Annotated in this window: 22 protein-coding genes and 1 pseudogene; 18 read left to right on the top strand and 5 right to left on the bottom strand. The window is 66.8% G+C overall.

Features of this window, described 5'->3' with window-relative positions:
• From HWX25_RS33310 to HWX25_RS31230, 12 genes are all read left to right on the top strand, one after another.
• Nucleotides 1-197: hypothetical protein (locus HWX25_RS33310; RefSeq protein WP_208456624.1), on the top strand; the 197-nt coding region annotated here is incomplete at its 5' end.
• Between the two features lie 187 nt (nt 198-384).
• On the top strand, nt 385-1,263 hold the full coding sequence (locus HWX25_RS31280; RefSeq protein ID WP_059819382.1) for a neutral zinc metallopeptidase: 879 nt from the start codon (nt 385-387) through the stop codon (nt 1,261-1,263).
• Nucleotides 1,264-1,519: 256 nt separating this feature from the next.
• On the top strand, nt 1,520-2,260 hold the full coding sequence (locus tag HWX25_RS31275) for a helix-turn-helix transcriptional regulator (RefSeq protein WP_175912426.1): 741 nt from the start codon (nt 1,520-1,522) through the stop codon (nt 2,258-2,260).
• Nucleotides 2,261-2,483: 223 nt separating this feature from the next.
• Nucleotides 2,484-3,986 carry an aldehyde dehydrogenase family protein gene (locus tag HWX25_RS31270; RefSeq protein ID WP_059527187.1) on the top strand — a complete coding sequence of 501 codons (1,503 nt, stop codon included), beginning with the start codon at nt 2,484-2,486 and terminating at the stop codon, nt 3,984-3,986.
• 88 nt (nt 3,987-4,074) lie between these two features.
• Nucleotides 4,075-5,415, top strand: coding sequence for an aspartate aminotransferase family protein (locus tag HWX25_RS31265; RefSeq protein WP_175912425.1), 1,341 nt, complete (start codon nt 4,075-4,077; stop codon nt 5,413-5,415).
• A 251-nt stretch (nt 5,416-5,666) separates the two neighbouring features.
• Entirely contained in the window at nt 5,667-7,169 is a 1,503-nt protein-coding gene (locus HWX25_RS31260; protein ID WP_175912423.1) for an APC family permease, read from the top strand.
• Nucleotides 7,166-7,756: a DUF3156 family protein gene (locus HWX25_RS31255; RefSeq protein ID WP_175912421.1), complete on the top strand. Its 591-nt coding sequence runs from the start codon at nt 7,166-7,168 to the stop codon at nt 7,754-7,756. The genes HWX25_RS31260 and HWX25_RS31255 overlap by 4 nt, the downstream gene beginning before the upstream one ends.
• A 59-nt stretch (nt 7,757-7,815) precedes the next feature.
• Complete coding sequence (locus HWX25_RS31250) at nt 7,816-8,754, top strand: helix-turn-helix domain-containing protein (protein WP_175912420.1); 939 nt, start codon at nt 7,816-7,818, stop codon at nt 8,752-8,754.
• Nucleotides 8,755-8,925: 171 nt separating this feature from the next.
• Complete coding sequence (locus tag HWX25_RS31245; protein WP_175912418.1) at nt 8,926-10,134, top strand: porin; 1,209 nt, start codon at nt 8,926-8,928, stop codon at nt 10,132-10,134.
• 188 nt (nt 10,135-10,322) lie between these two features.
• Nucleotides 10,323-11,561, top strand: coding sequence for an ABC transporter substrate-binding protein (locus HWX25_RS31240; protein WP_175912416.1), 1,239 nt, complete (start codon nt 10,323-10,325; stop codon nt 11,559-11,561).
• A 34-nt stretch (nt 11,562-11,595) separates the two neighbouring features.
• The gene (locus HWX25_RS31235) at nt 11,596-12,465 is read left to right on the top strand and encodes a sugar ABC transporter permease (protein WP_059819375.1); all 870 of its coding nucleotides are present in this window, start codon (nt 11,596-11,598) and stop codon (nt 12,463-12,465) included.
• On the top strand, nt 12,462-13,322 hold the full coding sequence (locus HWX25_RS31230; RefSeq protein ID WP_175912414.1) for a carbohydrate ABC transporter permease: 861 nt from the start codon (nt 12,462-12,464) through the stop codon (nt 13,320-13,322). The genes HWX25_RS31235 and HWX25_RS31230 overlap by 4 nt, the downstream gene beginning before the upstream one ends.
• A 9-nt stretch (nt 13,323-13,331) precedes the next feature.
• Here the strand turns inward: HWX25_RS31230 and HWX25_RS31225 are convergent, their stop codons facing one another.
• A complete protein-coding gene (locus HWX25_RS31225; protein WP_175912412.1) occupies nt 13,332-14,354 on the bottom strand; it encodes a LacI family DNA-binding transcriptional regulator in 1,023 nt (340 codons plus the stop codon).
• A 6-nt stretch (nt 14,355-14,360) separates the two neighbouring features.
• Here HWX25_RS31225 and HWX25_RS31220 point away from each other — a divergent pair, with 6 nt between their 5' ends.
• Together HWX25_RS31220 and HWX25_RS31215 are read left to right on the top strand one after the other, a co-directional pair.
• Nucleotides 14,361-15,293, top strand: a complete 933-nt coding sequence (locus HWX25_RS31220; protein ID WP_175912410.1) for a phosphatidylinositol-specific phospholipase C — start codon at nt 14,361-14,363, stop codon at nt 15,291-15,293.
• 249 nt (nt 15,294-15,542) lie between these two features.
• Complete coding sequence (locus tag HWX25_RS31215; protein ID WP_059526591.1) at nt 15,543-15,971, top strand: hypothetical protein; 429 nt, start codon at nt 15,543-15,545, stop codon at nt 15,969-15,971.
• A gap of 90 nt (nt 15,972-16,061) precedes the next feature.
• On the opposite strand, the gene HWX25_RS31210 is transcribed toward HWX25_RS31215, so the two are convergent.
• Nucleotides 16,062-16,673: a LysE family translocator gene (locus HWX25_RS31210; protein WP_175912409.1), complete on the bottom strand. Its 612-nt coding sequence runs from the start codon at nt 16,671-16,673 to the stop codon at nt 16,062-16,064.
• An 83-nt stretch (nt 16,674-16,756) separates the two neighbouring features.
• Here HWX25_RS31210 and HWX25_RS31205 point away from each other — a divergent pair, with 83 nt between their 5' ends.
• Nucleotides 16,757-17,284, top strand: coding sequence for a GNAT family N-acetyltransferase (locus tag HWX25_RS31205; protein WP_175912407.1), 528 nt, complete (start codon nt 16,757-16,759; stop codon nt 17,282-17,284).
• Nucleotides 17,285-17,299: 15 nt separating this feature from the next.
• Here the strand turns inward: HWX25_RS31205 and HWX25_RS31200 are convergent, their stop codons facing one another.
• The 3 genes from HWX25_RS31200 to HWX25_RS31190 form a co-directional block, all read right to left on the bottom strand.
• Complete coding sequence (locus tag HWX25_RS31200) at nt 17,300-18,361, bottom strand: alkene reductase (RefSeq protein ID WP_059819371.1); 1,062 nt, start codon at nt 18,359-18,361, stop codon at nt 17,300-17,302.
• 71 nt (nt 18,362-18,432) lie between these two features.
• Nucleotides 18,433-18,741 carry a helix-turn-helix transcriptional regulator gene (locus HWX25_RS31195; protein WP_044846683.1) on the bottom strand — a complete coding sequence of 103 codons (309 nt, stop codon included), beginning with the start codon at nt 18,739-18,741 and terminating at the stop codon, nt 18,433-18,435.
• Between the two features lie 850 nt (nt 18,742-19,591).
• Nucleotides 19,592-19,879: a helix-turn-helix transcriptional regulator gene (locus HWX25_RS31190; RefSeq protein WP_152865238.1), complete on the bottom strand. Its 288-nt coding sequence runs from the start codon at nt 19,877-19,879 to the stop codon at nt 19,592-19,594.
• Nucleotides 19,880-20,133: 254 nt separating this feature from the next.
• Between HWX25_RS31190 and HWX25_RS31185 the strand changes: the two genes are divergently transcribed.
• The 3 genes and pseudogenes from HWX25_RS31185 to HWX25_RS31175 form a co-directional block, all read left to right on the top strand.
• Nucleotides 20,134-20,583, top strand: a complete 450-nt coding sequence (locus HWX25_RS31185; RefSeq protein WP_175912405.1) for a hypothetical protein — start codon at nt 20,134-20,136, stop codon at nt 20,581-20,583.
• A 687-nt stretch (nt 20,584-21,270) separates the two neighbouring features.
• A complete protein-coding gene (locus tag HWX25_RS31180; protein ID WP_175912403.1) occupies nt 21,271-21,741 on the top strand; it encodes an HAD domain-containing protein in 471 nt (156 codons plus the stop codon).
• 703 nt (nt 21,742-22,444) lie between these two features.
• A pseudogene (locus HWX25_RS31175) lies at nt 22,445-22,624 on the top strand (DUF1016 N-terminal domain-containing protein); the annotation flags it as partial.
• Nucleotides 22,625-22,748: the final 124 nt, after the last annotated feature.

The raw sequence follows: 22,748 nt of genomic DNA, 5'->3' as shown, positions 1-22,748 counted from the left end.
CGGTGTCGGTCAACTCGCGCGTGTCGGGCCAACAACAGGCTCTTTTGCATTGGAAACGCGCCGAAAGCGCTACGCAAGAGCCAGTGCAGACCCTCGTCCAGGCTCCTGTTCCATTGGAAAGCGCTGATCGCGGTCATTTTGCAAAGGCTGACGATGTTCGGCGCCGAATCGCTCTATCCTCCGTATTTTTGCGATGAGTCGCAAAAGCCCGGCAAAATGGCGCGGGCGCGCCCGCGCATCGGTGCGGGGCGCGACGGCCGCCGATTCCGTCGTGCAAGCGGAGCGGCAGGCGGCGAGATCGGCGCGCGCGTGCGACGGATATGGATACACCGCGTCCGCCGATGGCGCAGCCGGACCATCGACAAGAACAGGGAGAGGCCGGCAATGAGGCTGGACGACGAAAGAGAAAGCGTGAACGTCGAGGATCGACGCGGTGGCGGCGGGTTCGGCGGCGGGCGCGCGACAATCGGCATCGGCACGATCGTGGTCGCGCTGGCCGCATCGTATTTTTTCGGGATCGACCCGCGCGTCGTGCTCGAAGGCGCGTCGGCGCTGCAGGGCCGGCAGCAGCAGGCGCAGCCCGCGCCCACGCAGCACCAGGGCGCGCCGGCGAACGATCCCGGCGCGGTGTTCACGCGCAAGGTGCTCGGCAATATCGAGCGCACGTGGACGGGCGTGTTCAACACCCAGTTGCATGCGCAGTACCAAGCGCCGAAGCTCGTGATGTTCACGAACTCGACGCCGACCGCGTGCGGCACCGGCCAGACCGCGATGGGGCCGTTCTACTGTCCGGGCGACCGCAACGTGTACATCGATCTCGGTTTCTACGACGAACTGCGCAAGCGGTTCGGCGCGGGCGGCGATTTCGCGCAGGCCTACGTGATCGCGCACGAAGTCGGCCATCATGTACAGAACCTGCTCGGCATTTCCGACAAGGTCGACGCCGCGCGCCGCCGGTCGAGCGAAGCGCGCTCGAACGCGCTGTCGGTGCGGATGGAACTGCAGGCCGACTGCTTCGCCGGCGTGTGGGCGAACAACGCGCAGCGCGCGAACCAGCGGCTGATGGAGCCCGGCGATTTCGAGCAGGGGCTGAAGGCGGCCGCCGCGATCGGCGACGATCGGCTGCAGCAGCAAGGCCAGGGCTACGTCGTGCCGGAGAGCTTCACGCACGGCACCAGCGAGCAGCGCGTGTACTGGCTACGGCGCGGGATGGAGTCGGGCGAAGTGAGCGCCTGCGACACGTTCGCCGCGAACGCGCACTGATATTGACCGACGGGGCGGGGCGCGCACGTCGCCGCGCCTTCGTTGCGAAGCCGCACGCGCGGCCGCTCCGGAAACTTCGCCGATCGTTCCGGTCGCGCTCGATCGGCGCGCGCGATGTTCCGCGCCGACTTCGACGTCCATTCCCGGTCCCCACCCACCACCCGCAGACGAATTGCCGATTTGTGCTCACCGGCCCATTTTGGCGCCGGTAGGCTGGCCCGAACTTCGACGCGTTCGGCCGCCGGCCGCTCCCATCATGCCGACCTCACCCGTTCCCGCCGATCACGAAGCCGCCGACTGGCAGCGCGCGCTGCGCGCGTGCGTCGACGCGTTCGACGCGTTCGTGAGCCCGTCCGCGATCGTGTTCTACCGGCTCGACCTGAGCGGCGAGCCGGCCGATTTCGAGCTGTTCGGCATGTCCGAGTCGATGCATCGCACCTATATCGCGCGCTACCGGATGCTTGATCCGCTGCATCCGTCGCGCTGCGCGGCAGGCGCTCAGGCGGTCGTGACGCTCGCTTCCCAATTGCCTGACGAAAGACGCGATGCGTCCGCATACTGGACCCGTTTCCTGCGGCGGCACGATGTTGCCGACGTCGTCGAGATCTGGCTGCGCGACGACGCGGGCCGGACGATCGGTGCGTTTTCGCTGCTGCGCTTCGGGAAGGGTGACGCGGGCGGTGGCGCGGGCAACAGCACGGCGGGCCGGTTCGCGCCGGGCGAGATCGACGCGCTGGCACGGTTGCAGCCCGTTGTCGAAGCCGCGCTGTGTCCGCTGCTGCGCGCGCGGCGCGGGATTCACCGGATCGATTGCGAGGAGCGGCTGACCCATCGCGAGGAGCAGATCGCCCGCCTCGTACGCGACGGCCGCTCGAACAAGGAGATCGCGCGCGATCTCGCGCTCGGCCAGCCGACCGTCAAGACGCATCTGATGCGGATGTACCGCAAGCTCGGCGTGTCGAACCGCACCGAGCTGGTCGGCACGTTGTTCCTGTAGTTTTTTCGCACCCGCTTCGCACCCGCATGCCCCCCGCGCGATTCATCCGACGATAGCGCGGCCCTCGCACGCCGCCGTTCCACGATCCCGCCTCGCGCGCGTGTCGATCCTCCGCGCGTTTGCCAATTTGCGCTCACAGGGCGCGATCCCTCGTCGATACAGTGGTTCGACACCCGCATGCCGGCGCGCACGCGGCCCAGCCATGACAATCATCGAGACGCCCATGAGCACCACGAACTTCGTCGCGGTCAGCGACACCGTGCGCACCTTCGTCGCACGCGATTTCGGCCTTTTCATCGACGGCGCCATGCAGCCCGCGCACGCGGCCGCGCGGCTCGACGTGTACGACCCGGCGACCGGCGAACGGCTCGCGACGGTCGCGGATGCGGACGCGCACGACGTCGACCGCGCCGTCGCCAGCGCGAAACACGCATTCGACACGCGCGTGTGGAGCGGGCTGCGCCCGGCCGACCGCGAGCGCATCCTGCTGAAGCTCGCCGACCTGATCGAAGCCGACGCCGAAACGCTCGCGCAGCTCGAAACGCTGAACCAGGGCAAGTCGATCCACGTGTCGCGCGCGATCGAGGTCGGCGCGAGCGTCGAATACGTGCGCTACATGGCCGGCTGGGCGACCAAGATCACCGGCCAGACGCTCGACGTGTCGATCCCGTTCCCGCCCGGCGCGCGCTACACGGCCTATACGCGCAAGGAGCCGGTCGGCGTGGTCGCCGCGATCGTGCCGTGGAATTTTCCGCTGATGATCGCCGTGTGGAAGCTGATTCCGGCGCTCGCGGCCGGCTGCACGATCGTGCTGAAGCCGTCGCCGGAAACGCCGCTCACCGCGCTGCGCCTCGCCGAACTCGCCCTCGACGCCGGCGTGCCGCCCGGCGTGTTCAACGTCGTCACCGGCGGGCGCACGTGCGGCGCCGCGCTGGCGAGCCACCCGTCGATCGCGAAGATCTCGTTCACGGGCTCGACCGCGACCGGCAAGCGGGTCGGCGCGGCGGCCGTGCAGAACATGACGCGCTTCTCGCTCGAACTCGGCGGCAAGAACCCGATCGTGATGCTCGACGACGTCGACGTCGCGCAGGCGCTCGACGGCGTCGCCGCCGGCGCGTTCTTCAACCAGGGGCAGGTGTGCGCGGCCGCGTCGCGCATCTACGTGCATCGCAGCAAGTTCGCGCAGCTCGCGGACGGCCTCGCGGGCGTCGCGCAGTCGATGAAGCTCGGCGCGGGCCTCGACACGACCGCGCAGATCAACCCGCTCGTCTCCGCGCACCACCGCGACACGGTCGTCCAGCACATCGAGGGCGCGCGCCGCGCGGGCCTCACGTTCCTCGCGGGCGGCACGCCGGCCGACGACCTGCCCGGCTACTACGTGAAGCCGGCCGTGATCGCCGATCCGCATCCCGACAGCGCGATCGTGCGCGACGAGGTGTTCGGTCCGGTGATCGTCGTCGTGCCGTTCGACGATGCGGCCGATGCCGTGCGTCTCGCGAACGCGTCGCCGTACGGCCTCGCCGCGAGCATCTGGAGCAACGACCTGAAGCGCGTGATGAATCTCGTGCCGCAGATCGAGGCCGGCACCGTATGGGTGAACTGTCACATTCCGCTCGACCCGTCGATGCCGTTCGGCGGCTACAAGCAGTCGGGCATCGGCCGCGAGTTCGGCCAGTACGCGATCGAAGGCTTCACCGAAACCAAATCCGTGTGCATCGCGCACTGACGCGCGGCGCCCGTTCCGAACATCCCGACAACCTCGAACCTCGTCCGTCCACGGCCGAGGTTCGAACGATCCGAAAGTGGAGACTGCAATGAGCTACAACGAAGCGAAGTTCTGGCACCCGATGCTGCACCCGAACGAAATGAAACAGCGCAAGCCGATCCGCATCGTGCGCGGCGACGGCTGTTACGTGTTCGACGAAACCGGCAAGCAGCTGGTCGACGGCGTCGCGGGCCTGTGGAACGTGAACGTCGGGCACAACCGCCAGGAAGTGAAGGACGCGATCGTGCGCCAGCTCGACGAACTCGAATACTTCCAGCTGTTCGACGGCATCTCGCATCCGCGCGCGGAAGAACTGTCGAAGAAGCTGATCGACATGCTGGAGCCGGAAGGCATGCGCCGCGTGCTGTACAGCTCGGGCGGCTCCGACTCGATCGAGACCGCGCTGAAGATCGCGCGCCAATACTGGAAGGTGCGCGGCCAGGCCGACCGCACGAAGTTCATCTCGCTGAAACAGGGCTATCACGGCACGCACTTCGGCGGCGCGTCGGTGAACGGCAACACGGTGTTCCGCCGCAACTACGAACCGAACCTGCCCGGCTGCTTCCACGTCGAGACGCCGTGGCTGTACCGCAATCCGTTCACGCAGGATCCGGAGGAACTCGGCCGGATCTGCGCGGAAATGCTGGAGCGCGAGATCCAGTTCCAGAGCCCCGACACGGTCGCCGCGTTCATCGCGGAGCCGGTGCAGGGCGCGGGCGGCGTGATCGTGCCGCCGGCCAACTACTGGCCGCTCGTGCGCGAGGTGTGCGACCGCTACGGCGTGCTGCTGATCGCCGACGAAGTCGTGACGGGCTTCGGCCGCAGCGGCAGCATGTTCGGCAGCCGCGGCTGGGGCGTGCGCCCGGACATCATGTGTCTCGCGAAGGGAATCTCGTCCGGCTACGTGCCGCTCGGCGCGACGGCCGTGAACGCGCGGATCGAGGATGCGTTCGCCGCGAACGCGGACTTCGGCGGCGCAATCATGCACGGCTACACGTACGCCGGGCACCCGGTCGCGTGCGCGGCCGCGCTCGCGAGCCTCGACATCGTCGTGAAGGAAGACCTGCCGGCGAACGCGGCGAAGCAGGGCGCGTATCTGCTCGAAGCGTTGCGGTCGTTCCCCGAACGCTTCGCGGCGGTCGGCGAGGTGCGCGGCAAGGGGCTGATGCTGGCGCTCGACCTCGTCGCGAACAAGCAGACCCGCGAGCCGATCGACCCGCTGTCCGGCTATGCGAACGCGGTCGCGGAAGTGGCGCGCGAGCACGGCGTGCTGGTGCGCCCGGTCGGCACGAAGATCATCCTGTCGCCGCCGCTCGTGATCCAGCGCGAGCAGCTCGACCGGATCGTCGACGCGCTCGCGGCGGGCTTCGAGGCCGTGCCGTTCGCGTGAGGCCGTGACGGCTGAGCGCATGACGCCGAACCGGCGGTGGAGGGCGGGATAACCCGTTCGCCACCGCCGGTTTGCCGATTTGCGCTATGACCGAATTATTTTGCCTGCGTATTTTTTCGACATCGGATCTGGATTGGATCGACAGGGGCCGGGTGGCGACGCGCCGAAGCGCCGCCCCGGGCCGACCGCGAAGCACGGAACGGAGCGGGCGCCGCAGCGCCGGCGCCGGCCCAAAGAGGAAGGAGACGAAGATGTCGGGATGGTCTGGAGTGACCGGCGCCGCGGGCGAGACGCCCGGCGGTGCGTCGGCTGAAGCGGGCGGCGGCACGGTGCTGAAGGCGGGCGCGGTCGGTTTTCCGACCGCGCTGGCGAGCGCCGTCGGCCTCATCATGGCGAGCCCGGTGATTCTCACCGCGACGTCGGGCTTCGGAATGGGCGGCTGGGCGTTCGCGGTCGCGATGATCATCGCGTTCGTGATGATGCAGGCGCAGGCGACGACGTTCTCCGAAGCCGCCGCGATGCTGCCGACGGCCGGCTCGGTTTACGATTACCTGTCGTGCGGGCTCGGCCGCTTCTGGGCGATCACCGGTACGATTTCCGCGTATTTCCTCGTACACGTATTCGCCGGCACGGCGGAGACGATCCTGAGCGGCATCATGGCGCTCGTGAACTTCGAGTCGCTGAACGCCGCGTTCGAGAAGCACAACAGCTCGTGGCTCGTCGGCGTCGGGCTCGTCGTCACGTTCGCGATCACCAACATCATCGGCATCAAGGTGTTCAGCAAGCTCGAGATCGTGCTGACGGCCGGCATGTGGCTGTCGCTGATGATCTTCGGCATCCTCGGCCTCGCGGCCGCGCCGGCCGTGCATCTCGACGGCTGGTTCGGCGGCTCGGAAGTCGGCACGTCGGTGCCGGCGGTGCTGTCGCTGGTCGGGATGGCGATGTTCATGTTCGTCGGGTGCGAGTTCGTCACGCCGCTCGCGCCGGAAATGAAGGCGCCGGGCCGCACGATTCCGCGCGCGATGGCGCTCGGCCTCGTCGGCGTCGCGATCTGCATGTTCCTGTACGGCGCGGCGATCCGCCGCCAGGTCGCGAACGTGCCGGTGAGCCCGGACGGCCTCACGCATCTGCTCGATACGCCGGGCGCGATTCCCGCGTTCGCGCTGCAGGTGCTTGGGCCCTTCGGCCGCGTGTGGTTCGGCATCGCGTTCCTGTGCGCGGGCGCCGCGACGATCAACACGCTGATGGCCGGGCTGCCGCGCATCCTGTACGGGATGGCGATCGACGGCGCGCTGCCGCGCTGCTTCGCGTATCTGCATCCGCGCTTCAAGACGCCGGTGGTCGGCATCGTCGCGTCGGCGATCGTGCCGATCTTTCATGCGTGGCTGATCAACGGCAACCTCGACAGCATCCTGCACCTCGTGCTCGCCGCGACCTGCGCGTGGGGCACCGCGTATCTGCTCGTCACCGCGTCGGTCGTGACGCTGCGCATCCGCCGCCCGGATCTGCCGCGTCCGTATCGTTCGCCGTTGTTCCCGCTGCCGCAGATCGTGTCGAGCGTCGGCATCGTGCTCGCGATCTGGTACATCACGCCGCCCGGCATGAACGCGCGCGACATCTACGTGCCGTTCGGCGCGATGCTCGGGCTCACCGCGCTGTACGCGCTGTTCTGGACGCTCGTCGTGCAGCGCCGGCATCCGTTCAAGCCGGTGCCGGTCGAGGAAGTGCTGCGCAACGAGCACGTCGCGTCGTGAGGCTCGCATTCGCCCGGTGGCGCGCGGCGCCCGACGCGCCGCCGCCCGGCCACCGGCCCGGCACGATCGCCGCGCGCGTGCTGGCCGACCTCGGTGCGGCGCGCGATGCGAGCAGCGGCGCCGCCGAACCTCTGGCCCGGCTGCCGAATGGCGTGCACGTGGCCATCGAAGAACGCGTCGACCGTCAGTTCCTGATGCATACGGTCAGCGTGCAGGTGTCGATCGGCGCGGACGGCCCGCCCGGGCAGGGCCATGCCCGCGTGCTGCAGACCGGCTGGCTGCGGCGCACCGGGGTCGCGGTCGAGCCCGCACCGGAATGCGACCCCGGATTCGTGCGGGCGGTGGCCACGCTCGTCGCCGATTCGTCATTCGCCGACGCGCTGCGCCCGCTGCACCTGACCGACTGCACGATCGCCGCGCGCGACGGGCGCTGGACGCTCGCCGTCGTGCCGTTCGGCGGCAGCGAGGTCGTGAACCGGATGCCGTCGTTTCGCCGCTATGTCCGCCTGACCGGCGAGCAGGCCGCCGCGCTGTCGGCGGCCTGCCTTGCATTCGAAACTGCACTGCGCGGAATTTTGCGGGGGTAAGCTGTGCCGTTGCGCGCCGTGCGGTGCAACGTGGATTCAGGGTTTCACCGGAGATGCCGATGCTGTTCCAGTCACGCTCACACGAAGACGTGCATGACCACGGGCTCGCGATCGCGGGTTGGCATCAGGTCTACCGCCAGATGACGCCGGGCCGGTTCAGGGGCACCGTCACGCAGGTGCTGTACGACGAGTTCCATTTCTTCCGCGAGACGACCAACCGGCGTGTCGCGCAAACCGGCCTCGCGCCGGCCGGGCGCACGTCGCTCGCGGTGCCGCTGTCGATGCCGCTCGCCGGCACGTTCCAGGGCCAGCCGGTCGACGGCTATGCGCTGCTCGCGCTGCGCGCCGGCGAGGATTTCGAATTCCACACGCCGGAAGGGATGGGGCTCGTCGGGATCAGCGCCGCGTCGGACATGATCGACGAGCTGTGCGAAGCCGAGTTCGGCGCGGCCGGCGCGCGCAAGCTGCGGCACGTCACGCGGTTGTCGGACGCGCAAGGCGTCGCGCTCGGCGCGCGGCTGTCGTCGCTGATCGACGACGCGCAGCGCAACCCCGGCTGCCTCGAATACGCGGCCACCCGCAAGATGTTCCGCGACGCGATGCTCGGCATGTTCCTCGATGCGCTCGACCAGGGCATCGGCGTCGAGCGCCGCGACATCACGCACGCGACCTACAGCGATATCGTCAGCCGTTGCGAGAAACACCTGCGCGACCGGCCCGAGGAACCCGTCACCGTGCTCGAGCTGTGCCGCGCGCTGCGCTGCAGCCGCCGCACGCTGCAGACGAGCTTCCAGCGCGTCGCCGACGTCACGCCCGTCGGCTATCTGCGCACGATCCGGCTGAATGCGGTGCGGCGCCTGCTGCGCACGATCTCGGCGCAGCAACTCGGTGTCGGCGAAGCCGCCGCGAGCTGGGGCTTCACGCATCTCGGCTATTTCGCACGCGAGTATCGCGACCTGTTCGGCGAGCTGCCGTCGCAAACCTTGCGTCCCGAGTGACGTCCACGCATCGCGACTGTGCGGCCGGGCACGGTCGCGTGTCGCCCGTTCGCTTCATCGTTTGCTGATTTGGGATAGAGGTCCCGAATTTTCGCTGGATAGAGTCCTGTCACCCATATCGACAACACCATCGATCTGCACTGCGAATCGATGACATCAGAGGGGCGGGACATGAAGATCGGACGAAGACTGGCCGCGAGCGCGGCCGCGCTGGGTTGCATGCACGCACACGCGCAAACCTCGGGCAGCGTGACGCTGTACGGCACCGTGGACACCGGCATCATCTATTCGACAAACCAGCAGTTCACGCGCGCCGACGGCAGCACGGGCGGCGGCCACGCATGGCAGATGGGCGGCGGCAACCTCGTGCCGTCCCGCTTCGGATTCCAGGGCGCCGAGCCGCTCGGCGGCGGGCTGAACGCGGTGTTTTCGCTCGAGCAGCAGTTCCTGTCCGCGAACGGGCAGGCGCTGCAGGGCGGCACGGCGTTCAGCCGGCAGGCGTGGGTCGGGCTGCGCCAGGATTCGATCGGCACGCTCGGCCTCGGCCGCCAATACGACTCGTACACGGACATGCTCGGCGCGTACGTGTCGAGCAACAACTGGGCGACGCCGTACGGCTCGCATCTCGGCGACGTCGACAACCTGAACGCCGCGTTCAACTTCAACAACGCGGTGAAGTTCACCAGCGCGGACTTCAACGGCCTGACGTTCGGCGGCACGTTCAGCTTCGGCGGGCAGGCCGGCGATTTTTCCGCGAAGCGCGGCTATGCGGTCGCCGCGACCTATACGCGCGCGCCGGTCGCGTTCTCGGTCGGCTATCTCGACCTGCACCAGCCGCTCGACGCGGCGCTCGGCGGCGCGAGCGGCTATATCGGCGACTTCGCGTGCAGCAATCCGGGCGCGATGTACTGCCTGCTCCAGGACGCCGGCTCGATGCGCGCGTTCGGCGCCGGCGGCTCGGTGACGCTCGGCGCGGCGACGGTCGCGCTGACCTACACGCACACGCGCCTCGGCGACAGCCGCTATTTCTCGACCGGCGCGCAGCCGCGCACGCAGGCGTTCACGTTCGACATCGGCGAGCTGAACGTCACGTATATGTTCACGCCCGCGCTGCAGGGCGGCGTCGCGTACATCTTCAATGCCGCACACACCGACGGGCGCGGCACGACGCGCTTCCATCAGGTCAACGTCGGCACGAACTACAGCCTGTCGAAGCGTACTGCGCTGTATGCGGTCGCGATCGGCCAGATCGCGAGCGGCACGGGGCTCGGCACCGACGCGAACGGCAATGCGGTGAACTACGCGCAGATTCCGGTGCTCGCGAACAGCAATTCGAGCCGGCAACTCGCGGTGATGGCCGGGATTCGTGTGAACTTCTGACGGCGCGCACGTGGCGAAGCGGGCGGGGCGGCCGACTGCGATGGCCGGCCGGTTCCGCCGCCTGCCACAAATTCTTAACGATCGACGTGAACAATGGCGTTCGCTTCAGGACGCCCGAAGCGTCGCCGGCGTTGCACACGTGTGCAACGCGAGGCCGACTCGCCACCACGCCGATCGAGAGAGACCACATGACCTTGCTGAGCCGCCTGCGCGCGCTGTCCGCCGCCGTTGCGCTGTCCCTTGCCGCCTCGCACGCCTTCGCGGCGGATCTCGTCATCGCGGGCCGCGACGACATCTACGGCAAGGGGCTGGCCGACGCCGTCGCCGGCTTCACCAAGCTGCATCCGGGCACCGACATCGAGCTGCTCAAGCTGCCGAACGCGAACCTGTACCAGAAGCTGAAGCTGTCGATGCGCGAAGGCACCGGCACGTATGACCTCGTGATGATGGACGACACGTGGGCGCCCGAATTCATCGGCAACGGCTGGCTGAAGCCGCTGCCGGCGTCGCTCGCGGACGCCGATCTCGTGCCGTCGGCGGTCGCGCTCGGGCGCAACGCGGCGGGCGCGCTGTACGCGCTGCCGATCGTCGGCAACGTCGAGATGTTCGCGTACCGGAAGGATCTGCTCGCGAAATACAAGCTGCAGCCGCCGCGCAACTGGGACGACGTGCTGAAGATCGCGCAGACCGTCGGCGGTGCGGACAAGAGCGTGTCGGGCGTCGTGTTCCGCGGCACCAAGGGCAACCCGGTCGTGACGGGCTTCCTGCCGATCCTGTGGGCCTATGGCGGCGACGTGTTCGACCGCGCCGGCAACGTGACGATCGATTCGCGCGAGTCACAGGCCGCGTTGAAGACGTTCCTCGCGCTGAAGGCCTCCGCGCCGAAGGACGTCGACGTATACGGCGCCGCCGAAGTGCGCGATGCGCTTCAGCGCGGCACGGCCGCGCAGTCGATCGAGGTGTGGCTGGCGTGGATTCCGGCGCTCGACGATCCGAAGCAGTCGCGCGTGGTCGGGCAGATCGCGCTGCAGCCGCCGCCCGGGCAGACGGCCGGCCCGGCGCCGATGCTCGGCATCTGGCAGATGGGCATTGCGAAGGACGCGCCGCACGCGAAGCTCGCGCAGGACTTCCTGGCCTACCTGAGTTCGCGCGATACGCAAACGCGCCTCGCCGGGATCGGCATTCCGCCGACGCGCCGCAGCGTGTTCGCCGATCCGGCGCTGGTGCGCCAGTACCGCTGGTATCCCGATCAATTGAAGGCGCTCGAGGCCGGTCGTGCGCGGCCGCGCGTGAAGGACTGGCAGCAGGTCGAGAGCATTCTCGGCGACCAGCTGCAACTCGCGCTGACCGGGCAGGCCGCACCCGACGCCGCGCTGCGTCAGGCGCAGCAGAAGATCGCGCAGGCGATGGCCGCGGCCGGCAAGTGACGGCTTGTCGCCACGCTTCAGCCGGAATCCGCGCATGAAAGCCCTCGGCCGCAGCCTGCCGTTCGTCGCGCTGCTCGGACCCGCGCTCCTGGTGCTGGCCGCGCTCGCGCTGTACCCGGTCGCGCAGGTGCTGATCGACTCGTTCTGCCAGGTCGACTACACGGCCGGCCGCCGCGCGTTCGCGGGGCTCGCGAACTATCGCGCGGTGCTCGGCGACGACGCGTTCGCGGCCGGCTTCGGCAACACGCTGCGTTTCACGATTGCGGCATCGTTCGTCGAAGTCGCGCTCGGCTTCGGTCTCGCGCTGCTGTTCGTGCGCGCGTTTCCGGGGCGACGCATCGCGCTGCCGCTCGCGATCCTGCCGATGATGCTGTCCACGCTCGTGTGCTCGGCGATCTGGCGCAACTGGCTCAATTTCGACGGCTTCCTCAACGCGCTGCTCGCCGTGTTCGGCATCGAAGGCGTGCGCTGGCTGTCCGATCCGCATCTCGCGCTGTGGTCGCTCGCGCTCGTCGACGTGTGGCAGTGGACGCCGATGGCGTTCCTGATCGTGCTGGCCGGGCTGCAATCGATCCCGCAGGAGCTGTACGAAGCCGCGCGCACCGACGGCGCGAGCGAGTGGCAGTGCCTGCGCGACGTCACGCTGCCGCTCGCGGCGCCGCAGATCGGCCTCGCGCTGCTGCTGCGCTCGATCGACACGTTCAAGTTGTTCGACAAGGTCTATGCGTTGACGGGCGGCGGCCCCGGCAACGCGACGCAGACGCTGTCGACCTACATCTACGACACGGGCTTCCGCTTCTTCAACGTCGGGCCGGCGAGCGCCGCGTCGGTGCTGATGCTCGCGGCGTCCGCGCTGCTTGTTTCGGGGTACGTATGGCAGACGGTTCGCAAGCGGCGCGCATGACGGCGCGATCCGCGGGCATCGCGCACGCGCGAACGGGGGCCGCATTCGGCCGCGCGGTGCCGTGGATTCTGCGCGTCGCCGCGCTCGCGCTGTTGCTGCTGCCGTGCCTGTGGATGGCCGGCGCGGCGTTCATGCCGACGCTCGAGCGCCTCGATCATCCGCTGCGGATCGTGCCGGCCGCGCCGACGCTCGAGCATTTCGCGTCGGTCTGGTCGAACGGCATCGGCGCGCCGCTCGCCAATTCGCTGCTGGTCGGGTTTGGCACGACGCTGCTCGCGCTGACGCTCGCGTTTCCGGCCGCGTATGCGCTCGTGCGGCTGCGGTTTCCGGCCCGGCTTGATTTGCTGTTCCTGATGCTCGTGCTGGCACTGAAGCTGATGCCGCCGATCACGATCGCGGTGCCGCTGTTCGCGCTCGCGAAGCGGCTGCATCTGCTCGATTCGACGTTCGGGCTGATGCTCGCTTACCAGATCTACGCGTTGCCGATGGCGATCTGGATGCTGCTCGCGTTCGTGCGCGACGTGCCGGTCGAATACGAGGAGGCCGCGTGCATCGACGGTGCGGGGCTCGCGCGGCGGCTCGTGCAGATCGTGCTGCCGCTGTGCGCGCCGGGGTTGATCGCGACCGCGATCTTCGTGTTCATCGCCGCCTGGAACGAGTTCCTGATCGCGCTGCTGTTCGTGTCGACGCCGAGCCGCTTCACGCTGCCGCTCGCCATCGCCGGCTACGTGACGGAGAACGGCATCGACTGGGGCGACCTGATGAGCGCGGGGCTGCTGGCGTCGCTGCCGACGCTTGCCGTGGCCGGCTACGTGCAACGCTACCTGCTGCGCGGCTTCGCGGGCGGGCTGAAGTGACGCGACAGGTTACGCGCAGCTGTGCCGGACCACGTGCGTAACCGGCACGACACGCGTGCGCGATACGCCGTTGAACGTCTGGATCCGGTCGGCGAGCAGATCGACGGCCGCGTGCGCGAGGCCTTGCGTGTCCTGGCGCAGCGTCGTGAGGCGATACGCGCCGTATTCGGCGGCGGGAATGTCGTCGAAGCCGATCACGCGCACCTCGTCGGGCACGCGCAGGCCGAATGCGTCGCGGGCGGCGTCGATCACGCCGAGCGCGAGCAGGTCGGACGAGCAGAACACGCCGTCCGGGCGCTCGCCGGATGCGAACAGTTGCCGCGCGGCGTCGATGCCGCATGCATGCGTATCGGAGTGCGTATCGATCACGTGGACGAGCGCCGCATCGAACGCGTCGCCGCGTTGCAGCGCCTGCCCGAACGCATCCGCACGTGCGCGTGCGCTGTAGCTCGCGGTGCGCGGCCCGACGAACGCGAGCCGGCGCGCACCGGCCCGCACGAGCCGTTGCGCGGCATGGGCGGCACCCGCCGCGTTGTCGCTGATGACGACGTCCGCGCCCGGCAGGTTCGCTTCGCGATTGATCATCACGACGGGAATCCGGTGATCGAGATACTGGCGCGCGACCGACAGCGGCGGCGACGCGGACGTCATCACGAGGCCCGCGATCCGGTAGCTGAGCAGCCGCTCGAGCGATTGCCGGACCTGATGCGGATCATCCGCATTGGTGACCAGCGGCGTGAACGCGCGCTGGCCGAGCGCGGCCATCAGGTCCGACAGCAGCCGCGCGCGGAACGGATTCTCGAACCCGGCCGTCACGACGCCGATCATGCTGCTGCGCTGCGTGATCATGTCGCGTGCGATCAGGTTGACCTGGTAGCCGAGCGCACGCGCGGCCACCATCACGCGTTCGCGCGTTTCGGGTGCGATGCTCGCCGTCGGTGAGAACGCGCGCGACACCGCGGAGCGCGACACGCCGGCCCGCACGGCGACATCCGACGCGGTCACCCACGTTTTTCTTTCCTTGTCAGTCATCGATTCATGATCCCTTCGCGATACGAAGCTTCCACGCCGCTGGCCGACTGGATGTCGGCGCTCGACGACGCGCGGCCGCTGCATACGCTGACCCTACCGGGCAGCCATGACACCTGTGCGTATACGGTCGATGATCCGCTCGTGCGCACGCAACGCGCGCCGCTCGCCGCGCAGCTCGCGCACGGCGTGCGGCTGCTCGACATCCGCTGCCGGCACCGCTGCGATGCGTTCGACATTCATCACGGCGGGATCGCGCTCGGCATGTCATTCGACGACGTGCTCGCGGACTGTGCGCGTTTTCTCGATGCGCATCCGCGCGAATGCATCGTGATGTCGGTGAAGGACGAATGGCCCGCGCAGGCGTGCACGCGCAGTTTCGACGCGACGTTCGATGCGCATCGTGCGCGGCACCCGCGGTTGCGCTGGCAAGCGGGCGGCGCGCTGCCGGCGCTCGGCGACGTGCGCGGCGCGGTGGTGTTGCTGCGGCGGTTCCGCAGCAGTCGGCCGCTGGGCATCGACCTGACCGCGTGGCCCGACAACGCGACCTTCACGATCGATCATCCCGATGCGGCGTTCGTGATCCAGGACGAATACCGCGTGCCTGTTGCCGGGTCGATCAACTACAAGTGGCGCGCGATCGATGCACTGTTGACCGGCATGCCGTCGCCGGAAAGCGGCCGCTGGGCGATCAATTTCTGCAGCGGTACGGGGATGGGCGCGAATCCGTCGGTGGTCGCGCGTGGCGACGGCAGGGTGCAGGGGATTCAGGCGCGGCTCGCGGAGCGGTTGCGCGCGCAACGTGGTTCATATGGCGCGATGCTGCTCGATTTCTGCGACGACGATGACTGGGCATTGGTGCGGGCGCTGGTTGCGTGCAACGATCACGTGCCCGAGCCGGGTGGCGCGCGCAGGCTGGCCCGCAATTCCCGCTTCCCGTGAAGATCGGCACGTTGCCGAATGTGTGACGAGCGGTCCATGTTGCGAAACGAGGTGGATGGATAAGGTTGAACCGTCCGTGGCGGGCGCGGTTCGATCGAGTCCGTCGCGGATATCCGGATGTTTCTCAACTCGGCGGGAGGCAACGGGCACGTGTGCCCGGCATCGCGCCGGCCCATGAACGTCGTCGTGGCAAGCAGCGCCCGATTCGCCGCGAACCGTCCACGACGCAGGACTGCAAGGAGAGAGGTCATGGCAACGCTCGTCAACATCATGCAGGGCACCCCGAACGCGGTGCAGATCTGGGGCTTTCACGGCCCGTGCAATGTCAGGGACGTCGCAGCGGCATTGAATACCATCGCGTCGGGACTGAGCGGTGATGGTCACACGATTCACATCATGTCGGGAACGCACGGCTATTGCGCGGGGCAGGTCGGTGCAGTCGCCACGCGCGAACAGCGATTCGCCGCGGAAGACCGGGCGCTGGCTTCGCCGAAGACGAAGGACAACAAGCCGGTCGCGGTTGCGGTACACGACTTCAATACGGCGAAGCTGCCCGCGCCGGATTACGTGACGGCGGCGATGGCGAAGCTGAACGGCGACATGCGCGCGATCGTGCAGGGCGACGCGGGCACCGCAACGTTCCTGCTTGCGTATTGCTGCAGCGCCGGGACACCGTAACGCGCCGTCGTGCGCTGACGGGCGGGCGTGGCGGTCCGCCCCGTTTCGCAACGACGAGACGTCGTGCGGATGCGCGTGCGACCGCGCCGTTCAGCGCGTCGCGATCGCCACCGCTGCACCGGCCATCGCCGTCGCGCTGGTGCGGTTCGCGATCCGCTTCGCGCGTGCCGACGTGAGGAACGCACGCGCACGCGACGCGAGCAGCGACCAGAAGCAGTCGGCCAGGATCAGGACCGCGAGCATCGTGCCGACGAGCTCGGCCCACGCGATGACACCGACGTGCGTCAGGTCGACGATCGTCGGCAACAGTGCGAGATAGAAGAGCATGATCTTCGGATTGCCGAGCGTGACCAGCGTGCCCGCGACGAACATGCGCCACGGTGACTGGCCGCGCGGCAGGTCGCCGGCCTTCGTGTCGGTCGGCGCGGTCCACATCTTCCACGCGAGGAACAGCAGGTACGCGACGCCGAGCAGCTTCAGCACGAGCAGCCCCGTCTCGAACGTGCGCGCGAACGCGGACAGCCCGGCAACCGCGAGCGTGAGCCACAGCGCCTCGCCGATCCACATCGCGGCGAGGAACGGCAGCACGTCTCGCACGCCGTTCGTCAGCACGCGCGCGACGAGCGCGGCGACGCTCGGGCCGGGCGTGCCGGCGGTGACGAGCAGGGCGATGGCGAACACGGCGAGCGCGGACAGCGTCATGACGAACCTCGTGGGCAGGGCGTTCGAAACGTATGAACTTTCGATTATAGTGACGGCCGTTCCCGCCTGCCTACCTCGTCGTGATGACAGTATCGATCCGGATTCGTCCCGCCACGCGGGAAGACGCGGCCGCGATGGCCGCCGTGGAAGTGGCCGCCGCCCAGCGCTTTCGCGACATCGGCATGCCCGACATCGCCGAAGGCGAGCCGACCGATGCGGCCGACGTGCGGATGCGCATCGACGACGGTCGCGCGTATGTCGCGACGGACGAAGCGGGGACGTGCGTGGGTTTTGCGTTCTACCGGCTGCTCGATGCGCAGCGGTTTTATCTGGAGGAGCTGGATGTCGCGCCGTCGCACGCGGGGCAGCGGATCGGCGCGCGCCTGATCGAACGGATCATGACGCGCGCCGCGCAAGACGGCATCGCCCAGGTCGTGCTTTCGACGTTCCGCGATGCGCCGTGGAATGCGCCGTACTACACGCGCCTCGGCTTCGGCATCATCGACGACGCATCGCTCGACGACACGTTGCGCGCGATTCGCGCGCATCACGTCGCACGCGGGCTCGACGAGACGCAGCGCGTGTTCATGCGCGCGGACGTGCGCGCATGAACACGCCGCCGGCCGTCAGGCCGCGTCGCTGAGCGCCGGGTAGTCGGTGTAACCCGTTTCGCCTTCGGCGTAGAACGTCTCCGGCACCGGCTTGTTCAGCGGCGCGCCGAGCTCGAGGCGGCGCGGCAGGTCCGGGTTCGCGATGAACAGCTTGCCCCACGCGATCGCGTCGGCGTGGCCGCTCGCGAGCGTTTCCTGCGCCGATTCGAGCGTGAACTGCTCGTTCGCGATCAGCGGGCCGCCGAACGCCTCCTTCAGACGCGGGCTCAACTGGTCGCCCGAATACGATTCACGCGTGAAGATGAACGCGATCTTGCGGCGGCCGAGTTCGCGCGCGACGTAACCGAACGTCGCGGCCGGGTCGGAATCGCCCATCGTATGCGCGTCGCCGCGCGGCGCGAGATGCACGCCGACACGGCCCGCACCCCACACGTCGATCGCCGCGTCGACCACTTCGAGCAGCAGGCGCGCGCGGTTCTCGATCGGGCCGCCGTACGCGTCGGTGCGGAGGTTGGTGCTGTCCTGCAGGAACTGGTCGAGCAGGTAGCCGTTCGCGCCGTGGATCTCGACGCCGTCGAAGCCGGCTTTCTTCGCGTTTTCGGCGCCCTTGCGGTATGCGGCGACGATGCCCGGAATTTCATCGAGTTCGAGCGCGCGCGGCGTCACGAACGGGCGCGGCGGCCGCACGAGGCTCACGTGACCGCCCGCGGCGATCGCGCTCGGCGCGACCGGCAGGTCGCCGTTCAAGAACACCGGATCGGAAATCCGGCCGACGTGCCAGAGTTGCAGCACGATGCGGCCGCCGGCCGCGTGCACGGCCTGCGTCACGCGCTTCCAGCCTTCCACCTGCTCGTCGGACCAGATGCCGGGCGTGTCCGCGTAGCCGACGCCCTGCGGCGTGACCGAAGTTGCTTCGCTGATGATCAGGCCCGCCGACGCGCGCTCGGCGTAATAGCGGGCCATCAGGTCGTTGGGCACGCGCGCGCTGCCTGCGCGGGCACGGGTGAGCGGCGCCATCACGACGCGGTTCGGCAGGGTCAGGTCGCCGAGGGTAACGGGATCGAACAGGGTGGGCATGGCAGATAACCTATTCAGAAAGGCGGGCTTACGGCCGCGTCGTGCGCGGCGTGCGGCCCGCGTGGCCTGGGTCAGAGTTCGCGGCGCAGGGCGTCGAGAAATGCGTCGATGACGGCCTCGTTGCGCTGGAAGAACGCCCACTGGCCGATCCGCGTCGACGTCACGAGCCCCGCGCGCTGCAGCGTCGCAAGGTGCGCGGAGACGGTCGACTGCGACAGTCCGCAACGCGCGTCGATCTGCCCGGCACAGACGCCGTGGTCGTACGGCAGCGTCTGCTCCGGGAAATGCGCGCCCGGCGTTTTCAGCCAGACGAGGATTTCCCGGCGCACGGGGTTCGAAAGCGCTTTCAGGATCGCGTCGATGTCGAGTTCAGTCGGCATGGAAAGGTGTGGTGTTCGGAGCGTTCTGTCGGAAAACCGGTGCAAACGGGTATCGTCGATGGGCGAATCATATATCGGAAAATTGCGATATGCGTGAAGGCACTGACGCGAGTGGGGTTGTCGATCTGTCGGCGTTCAAAAAAGACCGCACTTTTGAGGTAGTACATTTTGCGCACAAAATAGTCTGCACTTTTGATCCTGCATCGTGGGATTGTGTTGATATATGTTTGTTTATAAACGAAATATTTTTTGTTTTGGAACGTGCTAACCGTGAGTCCGGTCAGCGCAAAAGTGCGCCTTGGGTGGGTTTTTATAAATATGGAGTCCAAAATAAAAGATCGCACTTGTTAGCATGGATAGGCTAGGGCTCAGGTGTTACATTTCGCTTTCGTATTGGTGTGATGAATAGGGGGTGGAACTGCATAGGCTGACGACGATGTCGTTTCGCGTTGGTCGCCGGGGCGGCGGATTCGACCTCATTGAACTCGCCGGCCATTGCGTTTCAATTTGCGGCGTCGATACGGGCAAAAAGCTCTGCCCTTGAGTTCCGAACGTGTTCGATCCTTGTGGTGTGGCGGGAGGTGATTGGCGTGCAGGTGTCGCAAGGGTCGGGGTGGCGACAAGCGAAGCTCGGCTAGGCATGCGAAGGATTGGCGGCGGTCGACGCCTACCGGGGCGGAGAAGATGAGGCGATTCCGTTGGAATGGCCGTCGCGGGACGCCTCGAGAGAGATCTTGTGTTTGCCGATCACTTTGCGCGCCGCGGGTAACCGGTCCGTGGGGCTGGACTGCTGCGCACTCGCTGATGGAAGTGATCCGAACATGTCGGCGGGATTGCTAATTCACGATGTTCACTTCTCCCCGAGAATTTCGAGCAGTTGCGAGCGCAATGCTGCCGTTGTCTGCTCGACCTCTTTTGGGGTGAGGTGGTCCATATATGCAACGGCTAGCAACGTGAGTGGGTGCACTCCTAGCACGCTGGCCAACTGCTCAATCTTTCCCAGTGTGGGGGACTTCATTCCCCGTTCAATTGTGCTGATATACGTGCGACTGGACACCAACCCAAAATCTTCCTGCGTAACGTTAGCCACCTCGCGAAGGAGCCGTAGCGCGTTACCCAGCTTGGCCTCCGTGTGCATGCAAGTCCCCTCCATAAAGGACTTGATGTACTCATTTTGAAATCTAAAGGGCTACAATCTATAGTGTTCATTTGATACCATTGGCGAATTCTTTCTGGTGACACGTGCTTAGATGGGATGCGCAACTACGCACGGCCGTCTGCCAAAGAGATACCGTTCAGGAACGTGCTCGCTTCCGGAAAGGACGCTGGGTGGGTGGCAGGAAAGAACGTCGACAAGACGCGCAGATCAAGTATTTACTGCAGGGATTAGGGATGTTAGTTACGGATGTAAGTTGGGCGGAAGGCGACCCGGTCAGGCGGGCGCTCGCGATGCCCTACCAGGCTTGGCGCTGCGTGGGATGGACGGACGAAACACTAAGTTTTCTGGTGGTCGCACCGCGCGACCGGCGAGACCACGCTTCGCTGCCAGATGGCTGGCTCATCAGTGGCCCGGAGGCGCTGGTTGAGGTGGTGTCGCAGTGGGAGTCGGGCAGTTTCGCGGTCTATGTGCTGGATCGTACCGCTGCAGATGGCCACATGCGCCTGGACCGGGTCACAGGTATATGGCGCGAGCATCAGGCAGAGGAGAGTGGCGTGTCATGGCTGTGGTATTCAACCAGCCGGGGGGAGATGAGGCCCTGTGTGCACATCCGGGCCCATCTCGGGCCCCAGCGGGAACTGGTGAACGAATTGAATTTTGATGCTGCCCTCGTCTCGGCGTAATGAGGGAGGCCAGTGAGGCCATCTATTGATGGCCGACACCGGCGAGCCGGCTATCCTCTTGCGTTGGGCAGAAAAGTCAGTTTCACGCCACGGACGTCGCGCAGGCGGCTGACCGGTTGCGCTCGAACTCGTCAACCCGCGGCGTGATGACCTGCCTTACGGACCGACCTCGGGGCTTGGAGGAGACCATGCGACCTGCATCCCGGTGACGCGGCCTTCTGGCAGCACGTCCTGGCGGCATCGCTCGGCGCGGAATTCCCGGCCCTCCATGCTGTGGCTGAAGGCCCGCAAGAAAGCCGGCCGGTCATTTGCGGCGCACGTCCCGGAGTTTCCGCAGGATTACGATCATGTGCCATCCGGCCGTTCGTTAGGACTTTCCTCGAACACCTGTCAAGGGTGCTTTTTTGGTTAACCGCCCAAGCTTTTGCTTCGTGAGATCGGTGTCCAGTAAGTCACTGGTCCGATTACGAGGAACTCTTCGCGCGGTACGTCGCCCGGGCGGACCTCGCGCTCGAAGCCAGTGGCAGGCAGGCCGAAAACCCGTCCTGGTCACTGGAGGCGGCGCTTGGCGAGGTTGGGGCCGGCGTGCAGTGCAAGGTCTCCAGTGGGTAGTGGGACGTTTCCCGGGCCGAGATCGCTTGGGTCATCAGGCGTGCGCCAGTTGCGCGCTGAAGTAGGAATATCAAAATGACGCACCAGGCATCGCGAGCCGACCCTATATTATTTCTGGATTTTGACGGCGTCCTCCACCCATTGGGCGAGATTGCGCTCGATGAGAACTGCCGGCTGATAGAAAATCCAGATCTCTTCCGCTGGAGCCCGATCCTCGAACAGCTTCTTAGGCCTTTTCCCGAGATCCGAATCGTGATCAGTTCGGACTGGCGCCGACTATTCGACGATGAGAGCCTAGTCCAACTGCTCGGCCCGCTTGGAGCCCGATTCAACGGCGTTGTGGAAACCTATGGTCCCTCGAGGCTTGAGGAAATTTTGTCGGAAGCGGAGCGCAGGAAGGCAACGAATTGGTTGGCCGTGGATGATCATCCCAGCGTCGCCAGCGCAGCCATAAATGACGCGCGGTTCATCGCATGCGCTTCCGATACTGGCCTTTCGGCTGTCTCCGTGCAGCAAGCGTTGCGTAATGCGCTGATGCTACTTTGAGAAAGCAGATTCTTTGAGCGGTGCACTCGTGGAAAATGAGAGGCCCCCGGCGCGTGCGACGCTTCACTTGTTTCCGGCGAACGAAATGACCGCTGAGGTGGCTCCAAAATCGACGCCAAAGTGGTCGAATCAGGGAGCGTCGTAGAGCGGCTGAGTATTTCGGATATGCCGCCGATTTTCGATCTCTGCCTGACGTGTTCTTCATTTCGGCATTCACGGCGATCACCGAGAAGCGTTCGATTTCAACTCAAGCGCCTGTTTCAATGTGAATGGGCTCCAGCGCTGAGTCGCAACGACTGAAGGGGAACATAGTAAGGGCTATGTTACCCTTCATTTGAGGACAGGCCGGTCCATGCGCCGGAATGCGTGACTCGTTTCAACTAATTTTGTAGCTACCGCGGCGGTGTAGCGGCCGCTGCGGTCTTGCCGCCGTCGCCGCTACACCGCAGGTGGTCCCGCCAACGCGGTGGCCGAAGCAGAGGGCCGTCGGACCGAGTGGGGTGACCGCTGGCGTGGCGCCCTGCGGGCCTCGATCGAGCGTGCCACCGGAAACCAGGGGAGGGCGAACGGGGCACGGGTGGATGAATTCTCTCCGCAGTGCGGAGAGAATTCGGGGCCTCGGCAGGGTTCCGCCGTTGCCGAGATTCCGGTAACGTGGCCCCATTGGCGGGGCCAGCCCGCCGACTCCTCCGTCCCCGACCCGATGACCGAACTCGTCCCCGCACCTTTATTGACCGACATTCGCCGCATGATCGACACGGCGCGCGCCCGGGCGGCTGCGGCCGTCAACGCGGAACTGACCTTACTTTATTGGCAGGTCGGGCGTCGGATTCGAGATGATGTGCTGCGCGGCGAGCGCGCGGGCTACGGACAACAGATTCTTGACCCTGCCTCGATTCCACGTACAGCAAGAAGTTTGATAACTTTTTGCCTGTATGGAGAAGAACATGGCAGAGAACGTGGTACCGAGACGGCAGTACACGAAGGAATTCAAGGTTGAGGCGGTG

The sequence above is a fragment of the Burkholderia sp. BCC1640 genome (assembly GCF_902833125.1).
GTDB classification, from domain to species: Bacteria; Pseudomonadota; Gammaproteobacteria; order Burkholderiales; family Burkholderiaceae; genus Burkholderia; species Burkholderia diffusa.
This window is presented reverse-complemented; position numbering and strand designations above follow the sequence as displayed.

Coding starts and splice junctions, on each gene's coding strand:
- HWX25_RS31280 (WP_059819382.1), top strand. CDS start 385: ATGAGGCTGGACGACGAAAGAGAAAGCGTGAACGTCGAGGATCGACGC.
- HWX25_RS31275 (WP_175912426.1), top strand. CDS start 1,520: ATGCCGACCTCACCCGTTCCCGCCGATCACGAAGCCGCCGACTGGCAG.
- HWX25_RS31270 (WP_059527187.1), top strand. CDS start 2,484: ATGAGCACCACGAACTTCGTCGCGGTCAGCGACACCGTGCGCACCTTC.
- HWX25_RS31265 (WP_175912425.1), top strand. CDS start 4,075: ATGAGCTACAACGAAGCGAAGTTCTGGCACCCGATGCTGCACCCGAAC.
- HWX25_RS31260 (WP_175912423.1), top strand. CDS start 5,667: ATGTCGGGATGGTCTGGAGTGACCGGCGCCGCGGGCGAGACGCCCGGC.
- HWX25_RS31250 (WP_175912420.1), top strand. CDS start 7,816: ATGCTGTTCCAGTCACGCTCACACGAAGACGTGCATGACCACGGGCTC.
- HWX25_RS31245 (WP_175912418.1), top strand. CDS start 8,926: ATGAAGATCGGACGAAGACTGGCCGCGAGCGCGGCCGCGCTGGGTTGC.
- HWX25_RS31240 (WP_175912416.1), top strand. CDS start 10,323: ATGACCTTGCTGAGCCGCCTGCGCGCGCTGTCCGCCGCCGTTGCGCTG.
- HWX25_RS31235 (WP_059819375.1), top strand. CDS start 11,596: ATGAAAGCCCTCGGCCGCAGCCTGCCGTTCGTCGCGCTGCTCGGACCC.
- HWX25_RS31230 (WP_175912414.1), top strand. CDS start 12,462: ATGACGGCGCGATCCGCGGGCATCGCGCACGCGCGAACGGGGGCCGCA.
- HWX25_RS31225 (WP_175912412.1), bottom strand. CDS start 14,354: ATGACTGACAAGGAAAGAAAAACGTGGGTGACCGCGTCGGATGTCGCC.
- HWX25_RS31220 (WP_175912410.1), top strand. CDS start 14,361: ATGATCCCTTCGCGATACGAAGCTTCCACGCCGCTGGCCGACTGGATG.
- HWX25_RS31215 (WP_059526591.1), top strand. CDS start 15,543: ATGGCAACGCTCGTCAACATCATGCAGGGCACCCCGAACGCGGTGCAG.
- HWX25_RS31210 (WP_175912409.1), bottom strand. CDS start 16,673: ATGACGCTGTCCGCGCTCGCCGTGTTCGCCATCGCCCTGCTCGTCACC.
- HWX25_RS31205 (WP_175912407.1), top strand. CDS start 16,757: ATGACAGTATCGATCCGGATTCGTCCCGCCACGCGGGAAGACGCGGCC.
- HWX25_RS31200 (WP_059819371.1), bottom strand. CDS start 18,361: ATGCCCACCCTGTTCGATCCCGTTACCCTCGGCGACCTGACCCTGCCG.
- HWX25_RS31195 (WP_044846683.1), bottom strand. CDS start 18,741: ATGCCGACTGAACTCGACATCGACGCGATCCTGAAAGCGCTTTCGAAC.
- HWX25_RS31190 (WP_152865238.1), bottom strand. CDS start 19,879: ATGCACACGGAGGCCAAGCTGGGTAACGCGCTACGGCTCCTTCGCGAG.
- HWX25_RS31185 (WP_175912405.1), top strand. CDS start 20,134: ATGTTAGTTACGGATGTAAGTTGGGCGGAAGGCGACCCGGTCAGGCGG.
- HWX25_RS31180 (WP_175912403.1), top strand. CDS start 21,271: ATGACGCACCAGGCATCGCGAGCCGACCCTATATTATTTCTGGATTTT.